This window comes from Pseudomonas putida, assembly GCA_041071465.1.
GTDB classification, from domain to species: Bacteria; Pseudomonadota; Gammaproteobacteria; order Pseudomonadales; family Pseudomonadaceae; genus Aquipseudomonas; species Aquipseudomonas putida_P.
Genome location: CP163498.1, coordinates 3455563 through 3473856, shown reverse-complemented (window position 1 = coordinate 3473856; position 18294 = coordinate 3455563). Strand labels below are relative to the sequence as shown.

At 62.0% G+C, this 18294-nt stretch carries 14 protein-coding genes and 2 pseudogenes; 5 read left to right on the top strand and 11 right to left on the bottom strand.

What is annotated here, in order from left to right; genetic code table 11:
- Position 1 precedes the first annotated feature (1 nt).
- The 10 genes and pseudogenes from AB5975_16030 to rpsB all read right to left on the bottom strand — a co-directional run bounded on the left by AB5975_16030 (position 2) and on the right by rpsB (position 10448).
- On the bottom strand, positions 2-505 hold the full coding sequence (locus tag AB5975_16030) for an OmpH family outer membrane protein (GenBank protein ID XDR18196.1): 504 nt from the start codon (positions 503-505) through the stop codon (positions 2-4).
- Positions 506-549: 44 nt separating this feature from the next.
- Positions 550-2913 carry an outer membrane protein assembly factor BamA gene (gene bamA / locus AB5975_16025; GenBank protein ID XDR18195.1) on the bottom strand — a complete coding sequence of 788 codons (2364 nt, stop codon included), beginning with the start codon at positions 2911-2913 and terminating at the stop codon, positions 550-552.
- A 74-nt stretch (positions 2914-2987) separates the two neighbouring features.
- Positions 2988-4339, bottom strand: a pseudogene (rseP, locus tag AB5975_16020) (RIP metalloprotease RseP).
- A 71-nt stretch (positions 4340-4410) separates the two neighbouring features.
- The gene (ispC, locus tag AB5975_16015) at positions 4411-5601 is read right to left on the bottom strand and encodes a 1-deoxy-D-xylulose-5-phosphate reductoisomerase (protein XDR18194.1); all 1191 of its coding nucleotides are present in this window, start codon (positions 5599-5601) and stop codon (positions 4411-4413) included.
- The gene (locus tag AB5975_16010; protein ID XDR18193.1) at positions 5598-6413 is read right to left on the bottom strand and encodes a phosphatidate cytidylyltransferase; all 816 of its coding nucleotides are present in this window, start codon (positions 6411-6413) and stop codon (positions 5598-5600) included. The genes ispC and AB5975_16010 overlap by 4 nt, the downstream gene beginning before the upstream one ends.
- Entirely contained in the window at positions 6413-7168 is a 756-nt protein-coding gene (gene uppS / locus AB5975_16005) for a polyprenyl diphosphate synthase (GenBank protein ID XDR18192.1), read from the bottom strand. The genes AB5975_16010 and uppS overlap by 1 nt, the downstream gene beginning before the upstream one ends.
- A 15-nt stretch (positions 7169-7183) precedes the next feature.
- Complete coding sequence (gene frr, locus AB5975_16000; GenBank protein XDR18191.1) at positions 7184-7741, bottom strand: ribosome recycling factor; 558 nt, start codon at positions 7739-7741, stop codon at positions 7184-7186.
- Positions 7738-8481 carry a UMP kinase gene (pyrH, locus tag AB5975_15995; GenBank protein XDR18190.1) on the bottom strand — a complete coding sequence of 248 codons (744 nt, stop codon included), beginning with the start codon at positions 8479-8481 and terminating at the stop codon, positions 7738-7740. Before pyrH ends, frr begins: the two co-directional genes overlap by 4 nt.
- A gap of 180 nt (positions 8482-8661) precedes the next feature.
- Positions 8662-9525 (bottom strand): translation elongation factor Ts, encoded by an 864-nt coding sequence (tsf, locus tag AB5975_15990; GenBank protein XDR18189.1) that lies wholly within the window; start codon positions 9523-9525, stop codon positions 8662-8664.
- A 185-nt stretch (positions 9526-9710) separates the two neighbouring features.
- Positions 9711-10448, bottom strand: a complete 738-nt coding sequence (gene rpsB, locus AB5975_15985) for a 30S ribosomal protein S2 (protein XDR18188.1) — start codon at positions 10446-10448, stop codon at positions 9711-9713.
- Positions 10449-10793: 345 nt separating this feature from the next.
- Between rpsB and map the strand changes: the two genes are divergently transcribed.
- The 4 genes and pseudogenes from map (at position 10794) to AB5975_15965 (ending at position 15922) form a co-directional block, all read left to right on the top strand.
- Positions 10794-11576 (top strand): type I methionyl aminopeptidase, encoded by a 783-nt coding sequence (gene map, locus AB5975_15980; GenBank protein ID XDR18187.1) that lies wholly within the window; start codon positions 10794-10796, stop codon positions 11574-11576.
- Between the two features lie 42 nt (positions 11577-11618).
- A pseudogene (locus tag AB5975_15975) lies at positions 11619-14320 on the top strand ([protein-PII] uridylyltransferase).
- 30 nt (positions 14321-14350) lie between these two features.
- A complete protein-coding gene (gene dapC, locus AB5975_15970) occupies positions 14351-15550 on the top strand; it encodes a succinyldiaminopimelate transaminase (GenBank protein ID XDR18186.1) in 1200 nt (399 codons plus the stop codon).
- 141 nt (positions 15551-15691) lie between these two features.
- Positions 15692-15922 carry a hypothetical protein gene (locus AB5975_15965; protein ID XDR18185.1) on the top strand — a complete coding sequence of 77 codons (231 nt, stop codon included), beginning with the start codon at positions 15692-15694 and terminating at the stop codon, positions 15920-15922.
- A gap of 56 nt (positions 15923-15978) precedes the next feature.
- Here AB5975_15965 and AB5975_15960 read toward each other — a convergent pair whose 3' ends face one another.
- Positions 15979-17625 (bottom strand): Na+/H+ antiporter, encoded by a 1647-nt coding sequence (locus tag AB5975_15960; protein XDR18184.1) that lies wholly within the window; start codon positions 17623-17625, stop codon positions 15979-15981.
- 308 nt (positions 17626-17933) lie between these two features.
- Between AB5975_15960 and AB5975_15955 the strand changes: the two genes are divergently transcribed.
- A complete protein-coding gene (locus AB5975_15955) occupies positions 17934-18281 on the top strand; it encodes an ArsC family reductase (GenBank protein ID XDR18183.1) in 348 nt (115 codons plus the stop codon).
- Positions 18282-18294 lie beyond the last annotated feature (13 nt).

Sequence of the window (18294 nt, the reverse complement as noted above, 5' to 3'; positions counted from 1 at the left end):
ATCAACGGGCTTGGTTCATGCGCTCGATGACCTGGCGGGTGATGTCGTACTGAGGTTTGACATCGATGACCGCACCACGCTCGAGAACGAGGTCGAAACCGCCTTTCTTGATCACTTCCTCGACGGCGCCATCCAGCTTCGGCTTCAGCTGCTTGAGCATATCGCGGTCAGCGACGGCCTTGGCTTCGTTCAGCTCCTTGGACTGGAACTGGAAGTCGCGGGCCTTTTGCTTGAACTCGAGCTCCAGGCGCTCACGCTCCTGCTGCTGCATCTTGTCACCGCCCTTGATCAGGCGGTCCTGGATGCCCTTGGCGCTGCTTTCCAGGCTTTTCAGCTTGGTCAGTTGCGGGCCGAACTTCTTCTCGGCATCGACCGCGTACTTCTTGGCGGCATCCGACTCGAGCAGGGCCATCTGATAGTTCAGCACGGCTACCTTCATTTCGGCGAAAGCCGGGGTGGCGACCAGCGCCGCGGCCACTACGGCCAGTTGAGCCAATTTACGCACGATGCACTCCTGGATAAACCGTTGTCATTAAGCAGGGGCCGACCTTAGAAGGTCTGGCCCAGAGAGAATTGGAACACCTGGGTATCGGCATCGTCCGGCTTCTTGACCGGCATTGCCAGGCTGAAGCTCAGCGGGCCCAGTGCGGTAATCCAGGTGACACCCAGGCCGACCGAACTGGCCATGCCCGAGAAGCCGACCTTCTCGCAATCAGGTTTGTTGCCGCAATTGGTGTCGAACACGTTACCCACGTCCCAGAACACGGACGTGCGCAGCGAACGCTGATCCTTGACGAACGGCAGCGGGAACAGCAATTCGACGCCACCTTGAACCAGCACGTTGCCACCGAACGGCAGCGGATCCTGGTCCGGGTCACGGATGGTACCGGGTTTGCCGTTAGGATCATCCGCGCCACGGCTCGGGGTACTGCGCGGGCCCAGGCTGCTGTCCTTGAAGCCACGGACAGAGTTGAAGCCACCTGCGAAGTAGTTCTCGTAGAACGGCAGGCCCGATGTACTGCCATAACCATCACCATAGCCCAGTTCGGTGTGCAGGCGCAGGGTGTAGTCGTTGCTGATCGGCTGAAACAGCTGCCCACGGTAGTCGAGCTTGAAGAACGACAGGTCGCTGCCCGGAATGGTGGATTCCAGGGTCAGGCTTTGCGAGTGACCACGGGTGGCCAGCACGCCTTTGTTCAAGGTCGATTCGGACCAACCGATCGAAGCCTTGAAGTTCAGGAAGTTGTCGCCTTCCTGGTCGAGGAAATCGAAGATCTCGTCAACGGTGTACTTACCGGTCTTGATCTTGTCCTGCTGCACGCTCAGGCCGTAGGTCAGGCGCGAGGTTTCGCTGATCGGGTAGCCCAGGCTCACGCCGGCACCGTAGCTGTCGACCGCATAGCTGGCCACGTCGACGTCGAGGTCGTCGTAGTCGGTGCTGCGGTAGAAGGCGTTGTAGCCCAGGCTGACGCCATCGGCAGTGAAGTAGGGATCAACGAAGCCGAAGTTGTAGCGGGTCTGGTATTCCGAACGGGTCAGGCCGACGGATACTTTGTTACCGGTACCGAGGAAGTTGCTCTGGCTGATCGAACCACCGAGGATCAGGCCGGCGCTCTGGGCGAAACCGACGCTGGCGGTGATCGAGCCGGAGGCCTGCTCTTCGACGCTGTAGTTGACGTCGACCTGGTCGTCGGTGCCCGGCACCGGTGGGGTCTCTACGTTGACTTCCTTGAAGAAGCCCAGGCGCTCCAGACGGGTCTTGGACTGGTCGATCAGGTAGGTCGACGCCCACCCGCCTTCCATCTGGCGCATTTCGCGGCGCAGCACTTCGTCTTCGGTCTTGGTGTTGCCGCGGTAGTTGATGCGGTTGACGTAGGCACGCTTGCCCGGGTCGACCACGAACATGATGTCGACCGTGTGGTCCTGGTCGTTCGGCTGTGGCACGCCGTTGACGTTGGCGAAGGTGTAGCCTTCGTTACCCAGGCGGCGGGTGATCAGCTCGGAGGTGGTGGTCATCACCTTGCGCGAGAATACCTGGCCTGGCTGCACCAGCAGCAGCGACTTGACCTGGTCTTCCGGCACCTTGAGGTCACCGGACAGCTTCACGTCGCGAACGGTGTACTTCTCGCCTTCGTTGATGTTGACGGTGATGTAGACGTGCTTCTTGTCCGGCGTGATGGACACCTGGGTGGAGGCGATGTCCATGTTGATGTAGCCGCGGTCCAGGTAGTAGGAACGCAGGCGCTCCAGGTCACCGGAGAGTTTTTCACGGGCGTACTTGTCATCGTTCTTGAAGAACGACAGCCAGTTGGTGGTCTTCAGCTCGAACAGCTGCCCCAGGGTTTCATCATCGAACACGTTGTTGCCAACGATGTTGATGTGCTGGATGGCGGCGACGGTGCCTTCGTTGATCTTGATCTTCAGCGCCACACGGTTGCGCGGCTGCGGCACCACTTCGGCGTCGACCTCGGCCGAGTAGCGGCCCTGGGCCACGTACTGGCGCTGCAGCTCGTTACGCACACCTTCGAGGGTGGCACGCTGGAAGATTTCGCCCTCGGCCAGGCCCGATTGCTTCAGGCCCTTCATCAGGTCTTCGGTGCTGATCGCCTTGTTGCCTTCGATCTCGATGCTCGACACCGACGGGCGCTCGACCACGTTGATGATCAGCACATTGCCATCGCGGTTCAACTGGATGTCCTGGAAGAACCCGGTCTTGAACAGGGAACGGGTCGAGTCCACCAAGCGGCGGTCATCGGCCTGGTCGCCGACGTTCAGCGGCAGGGCACCGAACACACTGCCGGCGGAAACCCGCTGCAGGCCGTTGACGCGAATATCGGAGATGGTGAAGGACTCGGCGTGAACTTCAGCGATCATCAGTGCGGACATGACCGCAGTTAGCAGCAGACGTTTCATGAAGTCCTTTTATTCCAACTGGCAATAAACAACCTACCGCCACAAAACGGCAGGTTCGCAATTGAGCGAAGCTTTTATAGTCGACCCAGATCGTTGATCAGGGCGAGCAACATCACCCCTATGACCAAACTGATACCGATCTGGACCCCCAACCTTGCACCCGATCGGATAGCGGACGACCGCGCGCCCACTCGACCAGGTAAAACAGCAAATGCCCCCCATCCAGTACTGGAATGGGCAGCAGGTTAAGAACCCCCAGGCTTATGCTCAGGTAGGCCAGGAAATTCAGGAAATCCCCCACGCCGGACTGGGCTGAAGCGCCCGCCACTTTAGCAATGGTTATCGGTCCACTCAAGTTTTTTACCGAGAGCTCCCCGAACAGCATTTTCTTCAGCGATTCAAGGGTCAGGACGCTCATGTTCCAGGTGCGCGACAAGCCCTCACCCACCGCATCCAGCGGGCCGTAGCTGACTTCGCGGAGCATGTTGGCAGGCCATTCGCCACCTTTTACCCCGGCACCCAGATAGCCACCAACTGCCTTGCCCTCGCCCTTGCGGGCCAGGGTCACCGGCAGCTCCAGGGCCGCACCGTCGCGCTCCACACGCACCACTACTTTGGCATCTGGGCGGGCGCGAACACTGTCGACTACTTGCTGCCATTCAGTGACGGCCTGGCCATCGACAGCCAGCAACTTGTCACCGGTTTTCAGGCCCGCAGCGGCTGCCGGCCCCTTCGGATCGATCTCGGCAAGCACTGGCGTGATCGCCGGGCGCCAAGGGTGCAGCCCCAGAGACTGGATCGGGTCCGGCTCGTCAGCGCCCTTGAGCCAGCTGTCCAGCTTGACCTGCAGTTGGCGCTCAGCGCTGGCGCCCTCTTCAAGCACGCCAACCTGCAACGTACCGCTCTCACCCAGGCGACGAACCAGTTGCAGATTGACCGCTGACCAACCGTTGGTCGCTTTGCCATCGATAGAAACGATTTCCTGACCTGCGGTCAGACCGGCCGATGCTGCCAGGCTGCCACTATCGACCGCACCGATTACCGGACGGACCTGCTGGGTACCCAGCATCGCCAGCACCCAGAAAAACAGGATAGCCAGCAGAAAGTTGGCAATCGGGCCTGCCGCGACGATCGCGATACGCTGGCGTACCGACTTGCGATTGAACGATTGCCCAGCCAGCGCTGGCGGCACATCGCCTTCGCGCTCGTCGAGCATCTTGACGTAGCCCCCCAACGGGATAGCCGCAACCACGAACTCGGTGCCGTGGCGGTCATGCCAACGCAGCAGCGGCGTGCCGAAGCCCACCGAAAAACGCAACACCTTGACGCCACAGCGGCGCGCCACCCAGAAGTGGCCGAATTCGTGGAAAGTGACCAGCACCCCCAAGGCCACAAGGGTGCCGATAATCATGTAGAGCGCTGTCATGTCCATCTCCGAATGATGTTCAGCGGGCCGGTGTCACGCCCAGCCCCCTCACGAACCGTGGCGAGCCTGCATCAGCGACCGTGACGCCTCAGCCACTCACGGGAAAGCTCCCGGGCACGCTGATCGGCGGCAAACACCGCGTCCAGCGACGGCAGCGGCACGACGGGCTCCTGGTCGAGTACCTGTTCGATCATACCCGCGATCTCCGGGAAGCGGATACGCCGCTCAAGAAATGCCTCGACCGCCACTTCGTTGGCCGCATTGAGCACGGCGGGCGCGCTATTGCCGGCCTCGGCAGCCTGCCGCGCCAGGCGCAGGCAAGGGAAGCGTTGTTCGTCGGGCGCCTGGAAATCCAGACGGGCGATGGCGAACAGGTCCAGCGGCGCGACCCCGGAGTCGATCCGTTCAGGCCAGGCCAAGGCATTGGCGATCGGTGTGCGCATGTCCGGGTTGCCCAGTTGCGCGAGCACCGACCCGTCCACATAGTCGACCAGCGAGTGGATCACGCTCTGCGGGTGCACCACCACCTCGACCTTGGCCGGCGCAGCATCGAACAGCCAGCAGGCTTCGATCAGTTCGAGCCCCTTGTTCATCATGCTGGCCGAATCCACGGAAATCTTGCGCCCCATGGACCAGTTAGGGTGCGCGCAGGCTTGTTCCGGGGTCACGTCCAACAACGCCTCGACCGGCGTCTCGCGGAACGGACCACCGGAAGCGGTCAGCAGGATCCGGCGCACACCAACGGCACTCAAGCCTCGGGCGTAGTCGCCAGGCATGCACTGAAAGATCGCGTTGTGCTCACTGTCGATCGGCAGCAACACGGCGCCACTGCGCCGCACTGCCTCCATGAACAGCGCGCCCGACATCACCAGCGCTTCCTTGTTGGCCAGCAATACCTTCTTGCCAGCCTCGACAGCCGCCAGCGTAGGGCGCAGGCCGGCGGCACCGACAATGGCCGCCATCACTGCATCCACTTCCGCTGCCGACGCCACCTGGCACAGCCCGGCCTCGCCTTCCAGCACCTCGGTGGCGCAGCCGGCTGCAGCCAGGCTTGCGCGCAGCCTTGCGGCTGCCTCGGCGCTCGGCACCACGGCGAACGCCGGGCGATGACGCACGCACAGCGCCAACAGCTCGTCGACGCGCGAATAGCCACTGAGGGCAAACGCCTGATAGCGATCAGGGTGCCGCGCGATCACATCCAGCGTGCTCAGGCCGATGGAGCCAGTGGCCCCGAGCACGGTAATACGCTGCGGGCGACTCACATCACACCCCATTCGGCAGCCCACAACAGCACCGCAAAAATCGGGATTGCCGCAGTCAGGCTGTCGATGCGATCAAGCACGCCACCGTGGCCGGGCAGCAGGTTGCTGCTGTCCTTGATGCCGGAGCGGCGCTTGAACATGCTTTCGGTCAGGTCACCGACTACCGAGGCCATGACCAGCAGCGCGGCGCCCAGCAGGCCGAGCAGGACCTGACCAAAGCTCCAGTCGCGGCTGATGCCGACACCCAGGGTAATCAGCAGGCTGACCGCCAGACCACCGTACACGCCCTCCCAGCTCTTGCCCGGGCTGACTTGCGGGGCCAGCTTGCGCTTGCCGAACGCCCGCCCAGAGAAGTACGCGCCAATGTCGGCAGCCCACACCAGCACCATGACCGACAGGATCAACCCGTTGCCCAGCGGCCAGTGCTTGAGCAGCACCAGCCCCTGCCAGGCGGGCAGCAGCACCAGCAGGCCGATCAGCAGCCGGCAGGCAGCACTGGCCCACAGCTCGCTGCTGCGCGGATAGGTCAGCACCAGCCAGGTTGCCAGCCCCCACCAGATCACCGCGGCGCCCAGCACCCAGGGCGCCAGCTCTGGAAGGATGTACAGCAGCATCAGCGCCCCGGCGACCACCGCGGCATAGGCAATACGCAGCGGCTGGGCCATCAGCCCGGCAAGGCGCGCCCACTCCCAGGCACCGAGGGTCACCACGAAGCCGATGAACAGGGCGAAATCGCCACCGTTGAGCAGGAAGAAACCGCCCAGCGCGATCGGCAGCAGGATCAGCGCAGTAATGATGCGTTGTTTAAGCATTAAGCACGAGCTCCAGCCTCGACCTGCTCGCTGGTCTTACCAAAGCGGCGCTGGCGCGAAGCGAAATCGGCCAGGGCATTGCGCATGGCCTCGTGTTTGAAGTCCGGCCAGTACAGGTCGGAGAAATACAACTCGGCATAGGCCAGCTGCCACAGCAGGAAATTACTGATGCGGTGCTCGCCACCGGTGCGGATGCACAAGTCCGGCAATGGCAGCTCGCCGGTTGCCAGGCAGGCCTGCAAAAGGCCCGGGGTGATGTCTTCCGGGCGCAGGTGCCCAGCTTGCACTTCCCGCGCCAGCCGCTGGGCGGCCTGGGCGATGTCCCACTGGCCACCGTAGTTGGCTGCAATCTGCAGGATGAAGCGATTGTTACCGGCGGTCACTGCCTCGGCTTCGCGCATGGCAGCCTGCAGCTCAGGGTGGAAACGCGAACGGTCACCGATGATGCGCAGGCTGATGTTGTTTTCATTGAGGCGCTTGGCCTCACGGCGCAGGGCCGAGAAAAACAACTCCATCAGCGCACCCACTTCTTCGGCGGGGCGCTGCCAGTTTTCGCTGGAGAAGGCGAACAGGGTCAGCACCTCGACCCCGGACTTGGCACAGACTTCGATGACCGCGCGAACGGCGTCGACACCCGCCTTGTGCCCGGCAACGCCGGGCAGCAGGCGTTTCTTCGCCCAGCGGTTGTTGCCATCCATGATGATCGCGACATGACGCGGCACCGAGGACGGCACCGCTGGCTTGGTCTTTTCCATTAAAAAACCCCGGCCTTAAACGGCCATCAGGTCCTTTTCCTTGGCTTTGAAGGCAGCATCGACTTCGGCAACGAACTTGTCGGTCAGCTTCTGGATCTCATCAGCGGCGCGACGTTCTTCGTCTTCACTGATTTCCTTGTCCTTGGTCAGCTTCTTCAGGTCAGCCAGGGCGTCGCGGCGCACGTTGCGCACAGCTACCTTGGCGTCCTCGGCCACACCGCTGGCCTGCTTGGTGTAGCCCTTGCGGGTTTCCTCGGTCAGGGCCGGCATCGGCACACGAATGGTGGTACCGGCGCTGGATGGGTTCAGGCCCAGGTCGGAGGTAAGGATGGCCTTCTCGATGGCAGCGCTGAGGTTCTTGTCGTGAGCGACGATCTTCAGGGTGCGAGCATCTTCGACGGTGATCGCGGCAACCTGGTTCAGCGGCATTTCGCTGCCCCAGGCAGTGACCTTGACGGTATCCAGGATGCTTGGGTGCGCGCGACCAGTGCGGATTGCCGCCAGGTTGCGGCCCAGGGCCTCGAGGGACTTGGTCATGCGCTCCTGCGCGTCTTTCTTGATGTCGTTGATCATGCTTGGCCTTCCTCGATCAGAGTACCTTCAGCGCCACCCACCACGATGTTCAGCAGGGCGCCAGGCTTGTTCATGTTGAATACCCGCAATGGCATCCCGTGGTCGCGACACAGAACGATTGCAGTCAGGTCCATCACACCCAGCTTGCGATCCAGGACCTCGTCGTAGGTCAGGTGATCGAACTTCTCGGCGTGCGGGTCCTTGAATGGATCGGCAGTGTACACACCATCGACCTTGGTCGCCTTCAGCACCACATCGGCATCGATTTCGATGGCACGCAGGCAGGCTGCGGAGTCGGTGGTGAAGAACGGGTTGCCAGTACCGGCGGAGAAAATTACCACATCCCCGGAGTTGAGGTGGCGAATAGCTTTGCGACGATCGTAATGATCGGTGACACCGACCATGGAAATGGCCGACATGACCAGGGCCGGGATGTTCGAGCGCTCCAGCGCGTCGCGCATGGCCAGGCCGTTCATCACGGTGGCCAGCATGCCCATGTGGTCACCGGTGACACGGTCCATGCCGGCTGCGCTGAGCGCGGCACCGCGGAACAGGTTGCCACCGCCGATCACCAGGCCGACCTGGACACCGATCCCTACCAACTGGCCAACTTCAAGGGCCATACGATCCAGCACTTTCGGGTCGATCCCGAAGTCTTCCGAGCCCATCAGGGCCTCGCCGCTAAGTTTGAGCAAAATGCGTTTATAGCGAGGTTGGCGACCACTCACCTGCTGAGCCATTGCGAGTCTCTCCTGCGGCGTACTTTTAGAAAATTCATGCGGGCTGTTTGCAGCCTGCTAACTGTAGCGTGGCACCGTTTTGGCGCCAGCGGCGGCGGGCCTTATAAACCCTTTGCCGTTTTGACAAAGAGGCTGCGCGCGTGAGCGGGCAGCCTCTTTGGGGCGACAGACGAGGCTGTCTTACTGCTTGGCAGCAGCTACCTGAGCGGCAACTTCAGCAGCGAAGTCGTCGACTGGCTTCTCGATGCCTTCGCCTACTTTGAAGTAGGTGAAGGAAACGATTTCAGCACCGGCTTTCTTGGCCAGTTCACCAACCTTGACTTCTGGGTTCATGACGAAGGCTTGCTCTTTCAGCGAGGCTTCGGCCTTGAACTTGGTGATACGGCCGTTGATCATGTTTTCAACGATGTTTTCCGGCTTGCCGGCGATCTTGTCGGCGTTCAGCTGCAGGAAGACACCCTTCTCGCGCTCGATGGCCTCGGCGGAGATTTCCGACGAATCCAGGAACTCAGGGTTCGACGCTGCAACGTGCATGGCGATGTTTTTCGCCAGCTCTACGTCACCGCCTTTCAGAACGACGACAGCGCCGATCTTGTTGCCGTGCAGGTAGGCACCGACAACGTCACCTTCAACGCGCACCAGGCGACGGATGTTGACGTTCTCGCCGCACTTGGCAACCAGGGCTTCACGAGCAGCTTCACGCGAGGCGATCAGCGGAGCAGCATCGGTCAGCTTCTGGGCGAAGGCTTCTTCGAGGCTTTCGGCAACGAAGTTCTTGAAGTCGTCTTGCAGGGCCAGGAAGTCGGTCTGCGAGTTCACTTCCAGCAGGACGGCGGATTTACCGTCGGTCTTGACGGCGATAGCGCCTTCAGCAGCGACGTTGCCAGCCTTTTTGGCGGCCTTGATGGCGCCCGAGGCACGCATGTCGTCAATGGCTTTTTCGATGTCGCCGCCGGCCTTTTCCAGGGCCTTTTTGCAATCCATCATGCCTTCGCCGGTACGCTCGCGCAGTTCTTTTACCAGCGCTGCAGTAATTGCTGCCATTTCAAAATCCTCTTGGAAAGTTTTTCAACCATTCCACCCGTTGATCACGGGCGTTCAATTCTGCTAATCCGCTGTTTTCATTTCAGCACGCCCATGATGCGGGGCCGATGCTGACAGCAGGATTTCAAGGTGGCAAAAAGGGGGCAGAGCCCCCTTTTTGCGTGCCAAGTAGACGCTAGCGCCTATTACTCAGCAGCAGGTGCAGCCGCTTCTTCAACATAGACTTCGGTGCCGCCAGCAACGTTGTTGCGGCCGCGGATGATGGCGTCAGCCATCGAAGTCATGTACAGCTCGATGGCGCGGATGGCGTCGTCGTTGCCTGGGATGATGTAGTCAACACCTTCCGGGCTGCTGTTGGTATCGACAACGCCGATAACCGGGATGCCCAGCTTGTTTGCTTCGGTGATAGCAATGCGCTCGTGATCAACGTCGATCACGAACAGGGCATCAGGCAGACCGCCCATGTCCTTGATACCACCCAGGCTGCGGTCCAGCTTTTCCAGATCGCGCGAACGCATCAGGGCTTCTTTCTTGGTCAGCTTGGCAAAGGTGCCGTCTTCGGCCTGGGTTTCCAGGTCGCGCAGACGCTTGATCGAAGCGCGGATGGTTTTGTAGTTGGTCAGCATGCCGCCCAACCAGCGGTGATCAACGTATGGCGAACCAGCGCGAGCAGCTTGCTCGGCGACGATCTTGCCGGCGGAACGCTTGGTGCCGACGAACATGATCTTGTTCTTGCCCTGAGCCAGACGCTCTACGAACGCCAGAGCGTCGTTGAACATTGGCAGGGTTTTTTCCAGGTTGATGATGTGGATCTTGTTACGCGCGCCGAAAATGTACTTGCCCATTTTCGGGTTCCAGTAACGGGTCTGGTGGCCGAAGTGCACACCGGCCTTCAGCATATCGCGCATATTGACTTGGGACATGATAGTTCCTTGATAAGTCGGGTTGGGCCTCCACGCGTCCCAATGACCAACCCGCAAATTCGAGAATCCGGGGCACCCAGGTCATCGTGTCGACACGTGTGTGGGTTTAAGCTGACGGGGTCGTCCCCGAAAGCGGCGCATGTTATACCACAGACCGCGAGCGAACGAAACCCGGATGAGGTCGCGTCCGTCAGCGGTTTTTGCAGCGCCCCGTCAAACAGGCCAAAATGCCTCCTGTAGAGAGCAGCATGGCCGCCTTTATCCCGACAGAATGCCGCCCTGCTCTGCTAGAATCCGGCCTTTCCCGTTTGTTCGCGCCGCATGCGGCGCTGTAGAGAGCCTGTAATGACCGTCAACATCAAGACCGCAGAAGACATCGAGAAGATGCGCATCGCCGGCCGCCTGGCCGCCGACGTGCTGGAAATGATCGAGGAACACGTCAAGCCCGGTGTTACCACCGAAGAGCTCGACCGCCTGTGCCATGACTATATCGTCAACGTCCAGCAGGCCATCCCGGCGCCGCTCAACTACAAGGGCTACCCGAAGTCGATCTGCACCTCGATCAACCATGTGGTCTGCCATGGCATCCCCAACGACAAACCGCTCAAGGACGGTGACACGCTGAACATCGACGTCACCGTGATCAAGGACGGCTACCACGGCGATACCAGCCGCATGTTCCACGTCGGTAACGTGCCGGTATGGGCCGAGCGCCTGTCCAAGGTTACCCAGGAGTGCATGTACAAGGCCATCGAGCTGGTCAAGCCGGGCTGCCGCCTGGGCGATATCGGCGAAGTGATCCAGAAGCACGCGGAAAAGAACGGCTTCTCCGTGGTGCGCGAGTTCTGCGGCCACGGCATCGGCAAGGTGTTCCACGAAGAGCCGCAGATCCTGCACTACGGCCGCGCCGGCACCGGCATGGAGCTTAAAGAAGGCATGACCTTCACCATCGAGCCGATGATCAACCAGGGCAAGGCCGACACCAAGGTGCTGGGCGACGGCTGGACTGCCATTACCAAGGATCGCAAGCTTTCAGCCCAGTGGGAACACACCCTGGTGGTGACCGCGACCGGCTACGAGATTTTCACCCTGCGCAAGGACGACACCATCCCGCGCACTTCGGCCTGACCTCGCCCCCCACAGGCCACCCCACGACAGGAATGTGACGCGATGCCCCAGGTGGATCCCGAGCTGTTCGACCGTGGCCAGTTCCAGGCGGAACTGGCCCTCAAGGCGAGCCCTATCGCCGCCTTCAAGAAAGCCATCCGTCTGGCCGGCGAGGTGCTCGACAAGCGTTTTCGTGCTGGTAGCGAAATCCGCCCACTGATCGAAGCCCGCGCCTGGCTCGTCGACAACATCCTGCAACAGGCGTGGAACCAGTTCGACTGGGGCGACCAAAGCGGCATCGCCTTGGTCGCGGTAGGCGGTTACGGGCGCGGTGAGCTGCACCCGCACTCGGACATCGACCTGCTGATACTGCTGGGCGCTGCCGAGCACGAGCAGTACCGCGACGCTATCGAACGCTTCCTTACCTTGCTGTGGGACATCGGCCTGGAAGTGGGCCAAAGCGTGCGCACCGTCGACGAATGCGCCGAACAGGCCCGCGCGGACCTGACGGTCATCACCAACCTGATGGAAAGCCGCACCATCTGCGGCCCAGAGGCCCTGCGCCAGCGCATGCTGGAGGTGACCAGCACCGCGCACATGTGGCCGAGCAAGGAGTTCTTCCTGGCCAAGCGCGCCGAGCTCAAGGCCCGCCACCACAAGTACAACGATACCGAGTACAACCTGGAACCCAACGTCAAAGGGTCGCCAGGTGGCCTGCGCGACATCCAGACGGTGCTGTGGGTGGCCCGCCGCCAATACGGCACCCTGAACCTGCATGCGCTGGCCGGCGAGGGTTTCTTGCTGGAAAGCGAGAATGAACTGCTGGCCTCGTCCCAGGACTTTTTGTGGAAGGTGCGCTACGCCCTGCACATGCTTGCCGGACGCGCCGAAGACCGCTTGCTGTTCGACCACCAGCGCAGCCTGGCCACACTGCTGGGCTACGGCGACGACAACCCCAAGCGGGCGATCGAGCAGTTCATGCAGCAGTATTACCGGGTGGTGATGAGCATCAGCCAGCTGTGCGACCTGATCGTCCAGCACTTCGAAGAGGTCATCCTCGCCGACGAGGAAAGTGGCAGCACCCAGCCGCTCAATGCGCGCTTCCGCCTGCATGACGGCTATATAGAAGCGGCCAACCCGAACGTGTTCAAGCGCACGCCGTTCGCCATGCTGGAAATTTTCGTGCTCATGGCCCAGCGCCCGGAAATCAAGGGCGTACGTGCCGATACCGTGCGCCTGCTGCGCGAGCACCGGCACCTGATCGACGACACGTTCCGCACCGATATCCGCAACACCAGCCTGTTCATCGAGCTGTTCAAGTGCGAAATCGGCATTCACCGCAACCTGCGGCGGATGAACCGCTACGGCATCCTTGGCCGCTACCTGCCGGAGTTTGGCTTGATCGTCGGGCAGATGCAGCATGACCTGTTCCACATCTACACAGTCGATGCGCACACCCTCAACCTCATCAAGCACCTGCGCAAGCTGCAATACACGCCGGTATCCGAAAAATTTCCGCTGGCCAGCAAGCTCATGGGGCGCCTGCCCAAGCCCGAGCTGATCTACCTGGCCGGCCTGTACCACGACATCGGCAAGGGCCGCCAGGGCGACCACTCGGAAATCGGCGCGGTGGACGCGCAAAAATTCTGCGAGCGCCACCAGTTGCCGGCCTGGGACAGCCGCCTGATCGTCTGGCTGGTGCAAAACCACCTGGTGATGTCGACCACTGCCCAGCGCAAGGACTTGTCCGACCCGCAGGTGATCAATGACTTTGCCCTGCACGTGGGCGACGAGACCCGCCTCGATTACCTGTACGTGCTGACCGTGGCCGATATCAACGCCACCAACCCCAGCCTGTGGAACTCATGGCGGGCCAGCCTGCTGCGCCAGTTGTACACCGAGACCAAGCGCGCCCTGCGTCGCGGCCTGGAAAACCCGCTGGACCGCGAAGAGCAGATTCGCCAGACCCAGTCATCAGCGCTGGATATCCTGGTGCGCGAGGGCACCGACCCAGACGACGTGGAACAATTGTGGTCGCAGCTGGGTGACGACTACTTCCTCAAGCACAACGCCGCCGATGTGGCCTGGCACACGGATGCAATTCTCCAGCAACCGGCCGATGGTGGGCCGCTGGTACTGATCAAGGAAACCACCCAGCGCGAGTTCGAAGGCGGCACGCAGATCTTCATCTACGCCCCCGACCAGCACGATTTCTTCGCCGTGACGGTGGCGGCCATGTCGCAGCTGAACCTGAACATCCACGATGCGCGCATCATCACGTCGAGCAGCCAGTTCACCCTCGACACCTACATCGTGCTGGACAACGACGGTGGCTCGATCGGCGACAACCCGCAGCGGGTAAAGCAGATTCGCGACGGCCTGACCGAAGCGCTGCGCAACCCCGAGGACTACCCGACCATCATCCAGCGCCGAGTGCCGCGCCAGCTCAAGCACTTCGATTTCCCACCGCAGGTGACCATCCTCAACGATGCCCAGCGGCCAGTGACCATCCTCGAAATTACTGCACCCGACCGCCCTGGTCTGCTGGCCCGGCTGGGCGGATTTTCCTGGAGTTCGACCTGTCGTTGCAGAACGCCAAAATCGCCACCCTCGGTGAGCGGGTGGAAGACGTGTTCTTCATCACCGATGCCGACAACCAGCCGCTGTCGGACCCGCAGCTGTGCAGCCGCCTGCAGGAAGCCATCGTGCAGCAGCTACAGGCCGGCCAAGGTAGCGACACCAGCCCGACCCGCGTGACTTTTTAACGATTAGACGATTGACGAGACCTTGCGCAGATGAACCATGCCTTGACCCAGCTTCAGCCTTACCCGTTCGAAAAGCTCCGCGCCCTGCTGGGCAGCGTGAAGCCTGCGGCGGACAAACGCGCCATCGCCCTGTCGATCGGTGAGCCGAAGCACGAATCGCCGGCGTTCGTCGCCCAGGCCATGGCCGACAACCTCGACAAGCTGGCGGTATACCCCAGCACCCTCGGCTTGCCGGCCCTGCGCCAGGCTATCGGCCAGTGGTGCGAACGGCGCTTTGGCGTACCGGCCGGCTGGCTGGATGCCGACCGCCACATCCTGCCGGTAAACGGCACCCGTGAAGCCCTGTTCGCCTTCACCCAGGCCGTGGTCAACCGTGCCGATGACGGCCTGGTCATCAGCCCCAACCCGTTCTACCAGATCTACGAAGGCGCAGCACTGCTGGCCGGTGCCACCCCGCACTACCTGCCGTGCCTGGAAAGCAACGGCTTCAACCCCGACTTCGACGCCGTCCCGGCCGAGGTATGGAAGCGCTGCCAGGTCCTGTTCCTGTGCTCGCCAGGCAACCCCACCGGCGCGCTGGTGCCGATGGACACCCTGAAAAAGCTGATTGCACTGGCCGATGAGCACGACTTCGTGATTGCGGCCGACGAATGCTACAGCGAGCTGTACTTCGATGAGGACGCACCGCCACCGGGCCTGCTGACCGCCTGCGCCGAACTGGGCCGCAGTGACTTCAAGCGCTGCGTGGTGTTCCACAGCCTGTCCAAGCGCTCCAACCTGCCGGGCCTGCGCTCGGGCTTCGTCGCTGGCGATGCCGAGATCATCAAGCCGTTCCTGCTGTACCGGACCTACCACGGCTGTGCCATGCCCGTGCAGACCCAACTGGCCAGCGTCGCCGCCTGGCAGGACGAGGCACATGTGCGCGCCAACCGCGACCAGTACCGAGCCAAGTACGATGCCGTGCTGGATATCCTGCAACCGGTGCTCGACGTACAACGCCCGGACGGCAGCTTCTACCTGTGGGCCAAGGTGCCGGGCAACGACGATGCCGCCTTCACCCGTGACCTGTTCGAAGCCGAACACGTGACCGTGGTGCCAGGTTCGTACCTGTCCCGCGAAGTCGACGGCGTGAACCCCGGTAGCGGGCGTGTGCGCATGGCCCTGGTTGCCCCCCTGGCCGAGTGCATCGAGGCGGCGGAGCGTATTCGCGCGTTCTTGCAAAAGCGCTGAGCCGTCCTGAAAACCTTGCCGACCGGCAGGGCAGATCGACGCCGTCGAATTGCCCTACCGGCCAGGCTGAATACGCCAATATCGCCCCAATCACCCCGACCTTAAGGTTAAGCCTCCTCCACCGCAGACGAGGCAACACCCATGACCCGGATCAGCAGCGATATATGTCAGGATGCCAAAAGCTGGCTCCTCGAAATGGACGACAACGGCGACGGCAAGGTTTCGCTGGAAGAATTCAAGAACCGCTTCGACAACTTGCACAGTAGCGATGAGAGGGATGCCATCCTGGCACTGATGGATGTGAACGGCGACGGTTTCATAGAGGTGGGCGAAACCCTGCTGCGCCTCGATGGCTCCCCTGCCTGCAAGTAAGCCAGGCAACGCCCGTGCTCTCGGTGAGCGCGGGCAATCCTCGCCATTTCGACGCCCTACCTGACTTGCCCAAGGTTCGCTTCACTCATGTCCAGCTCCCCCAGGACCTGGCGCACCACTTCATCACCGACCAGGTGCTGGCGATGCAGGTTGTATAGCTCCAACCGCTGCGCCCTCAGTGCACGCAAGCGCAAATGCCGCTCCAGCAGGTCCATCTGCTCGGCCAGCGCCTTGGCTTCGGCGCTGTCGTTGTAGCTGTCCAGCTCATCCCGGTATTCTGCCATCAACCGCGCTTTCAGTTCGGTCGCCAAGGTCGCCTGCGCGGCGTCCTGCGGCGCATTGCTGTCGATCACCTCCTCTGCCTCCAGGGCATGGATCGCCGCTTCGGCCGTGCGCCGCCAGGCTTCCTGCACTTCCTGGCGCAGGCGCTCGTCCGGGCTCTTGGTCACCCCGCGCAGCAACAACGGCAACGCGATACAGGCACTGATCAACGACAGCAGGATCACCCCGGCGGCAATGAAGATCAACAAGTCACGTTCCGGGAAGGCCTTGCCCGCCCCCATCAGCAACGGCACCGACATCACACCTGCCAAGGTCACCGCACCCCGCACCCCGCCCAGGGTCAGCAGCCAGCAGGAGCGCGCTGTAGGCATCAGCACCAGCGCCGGTTTGCCACGCCAGCGACGCACCACGCCGATCGAGCGCCAGATGCTCTGCACCCAGATGTAACGCAGCAGGATAAGCGCGGCAAAGATCGCCACCACATCCAGGCAGCGGTAGGCCAGGGTCGGCCAGACGGTGGGTTCGTGGCTGACCACCGCCTTGATGATGTCCGGCAACTGCAGGCCCAACAGCAGGAAGATCAGGCCGTTGAAGGCGAACTCCAGCAGCGACCAGACGCTGCGGTTGAGCAGGCGGGTGCTGGTTTGCCGTGGCAGCAGGTCGAGCCAGCTCTGCATCATGCCCGCCGCCACCGCCGAAAGGATGCCCGACACGCCAAGACGCTCGGCCAGCACATAGGCAGCAAATGGCAACAGCAGCATGAACACCACATGCGTGGCTGGGTCGTCCCAGCCGCGAGCGATCATCCAGGCGCGCAGGCGGCCGACCAGCCAGCTCAAGCCCACACCCACCGCCAGACCGCCAAGCGCGACCAGGACAAAACTGAAGCTTGCATCGGTCAGCGAGAACACCCCGGTAATCGCCGCTGCCAAGGCAAACTTGAAGGTCACCAGGCCCGACGCATCGTTCATCAGGGCTTCGCCCTGCAGCATGTGCATCAGCGGCGTGGGCAGGCGGTCTTGGGCAATGGCCGAAACCGCCACGGCGTCGGTTGGCGAAAGTACCGCTGCCAGGGCGAAGGCCACTGGCAACGGGATGCTCGGCAGCAGCCAGTGAATGAAGTATCCAGCCCCAACCACGGTGAAAAGGACCAGCCCGACGGCCAGCGCCACCACGGGCCCGCGAATGCGCCACAGCTCCCGCTTGGGGATGCGCCAGCCGTCGGCAAACAGCAGCGGCGGCAAGAACAGGAACAGGAACAGTTCGGGGTCAAGGGCCACATGCAGGCCCAGTGTCGGCAAGGCCAGCAAGGCACCGGCGGCGATCTGCACCAGCGGCAAGGGCAGCGGAATCATGCGGCCGACCAGCTTCGACAGGCTGACCAGCGTCAGCAGGATGAGGACGGTGTAGGCGGACTGCATCCGGGAGAGCTTCCTTTGTGAACCAGAAACGATAGCAGGGCGAAACATCGCCATTGAAACAATATGTTAGCGGCGACCGACGGTTTGGGGCCGCTGCACGATAGTCGCAGGTGGCAGGTGAATATGTAACATGATGATACTTCTTCGTCTGTGAGATCGAGCGCCGCACGGCCGGCACCCAATCGCCGACCCACTGCAAGACTCAAGGCGAGCACACCCGTGGCGCTCACAGTTTGGTTCCCGCATAATCCCGCGACTGACATCGAAAAACGGAGAGATTGGGGCAACCTGCACCCCCAATGTACACAATGACCTACACGCTCTACGGCATAAAAGCCTGTGACACCATGAAAAAGGCGCGTACCTGGCTCGAAGACAAGGCCATCGCCTACGAATTCCACGATTACAAGACCCAAGGCATCGACCGTGACAGCCTGAACCGCTGGTGCGACGAACACGGCTGGGAAGTCATCCTCAACCGTGCCGGCACCACATTCCGCAAGCTGGACGACGCCAGCAAGGCAGACCTCGACCAGGCCAAGGCCGTCGAGCTGATGCTGGCCCAGCCGTCGATGATCAAACGCCCGGTGCTGGACCTTGGCGCGCGTACCCTGGTCGGCTTCAAGCCCGACCTGTACGCCGCTGCCCTGGCCTGAGCCCCTACCCTAT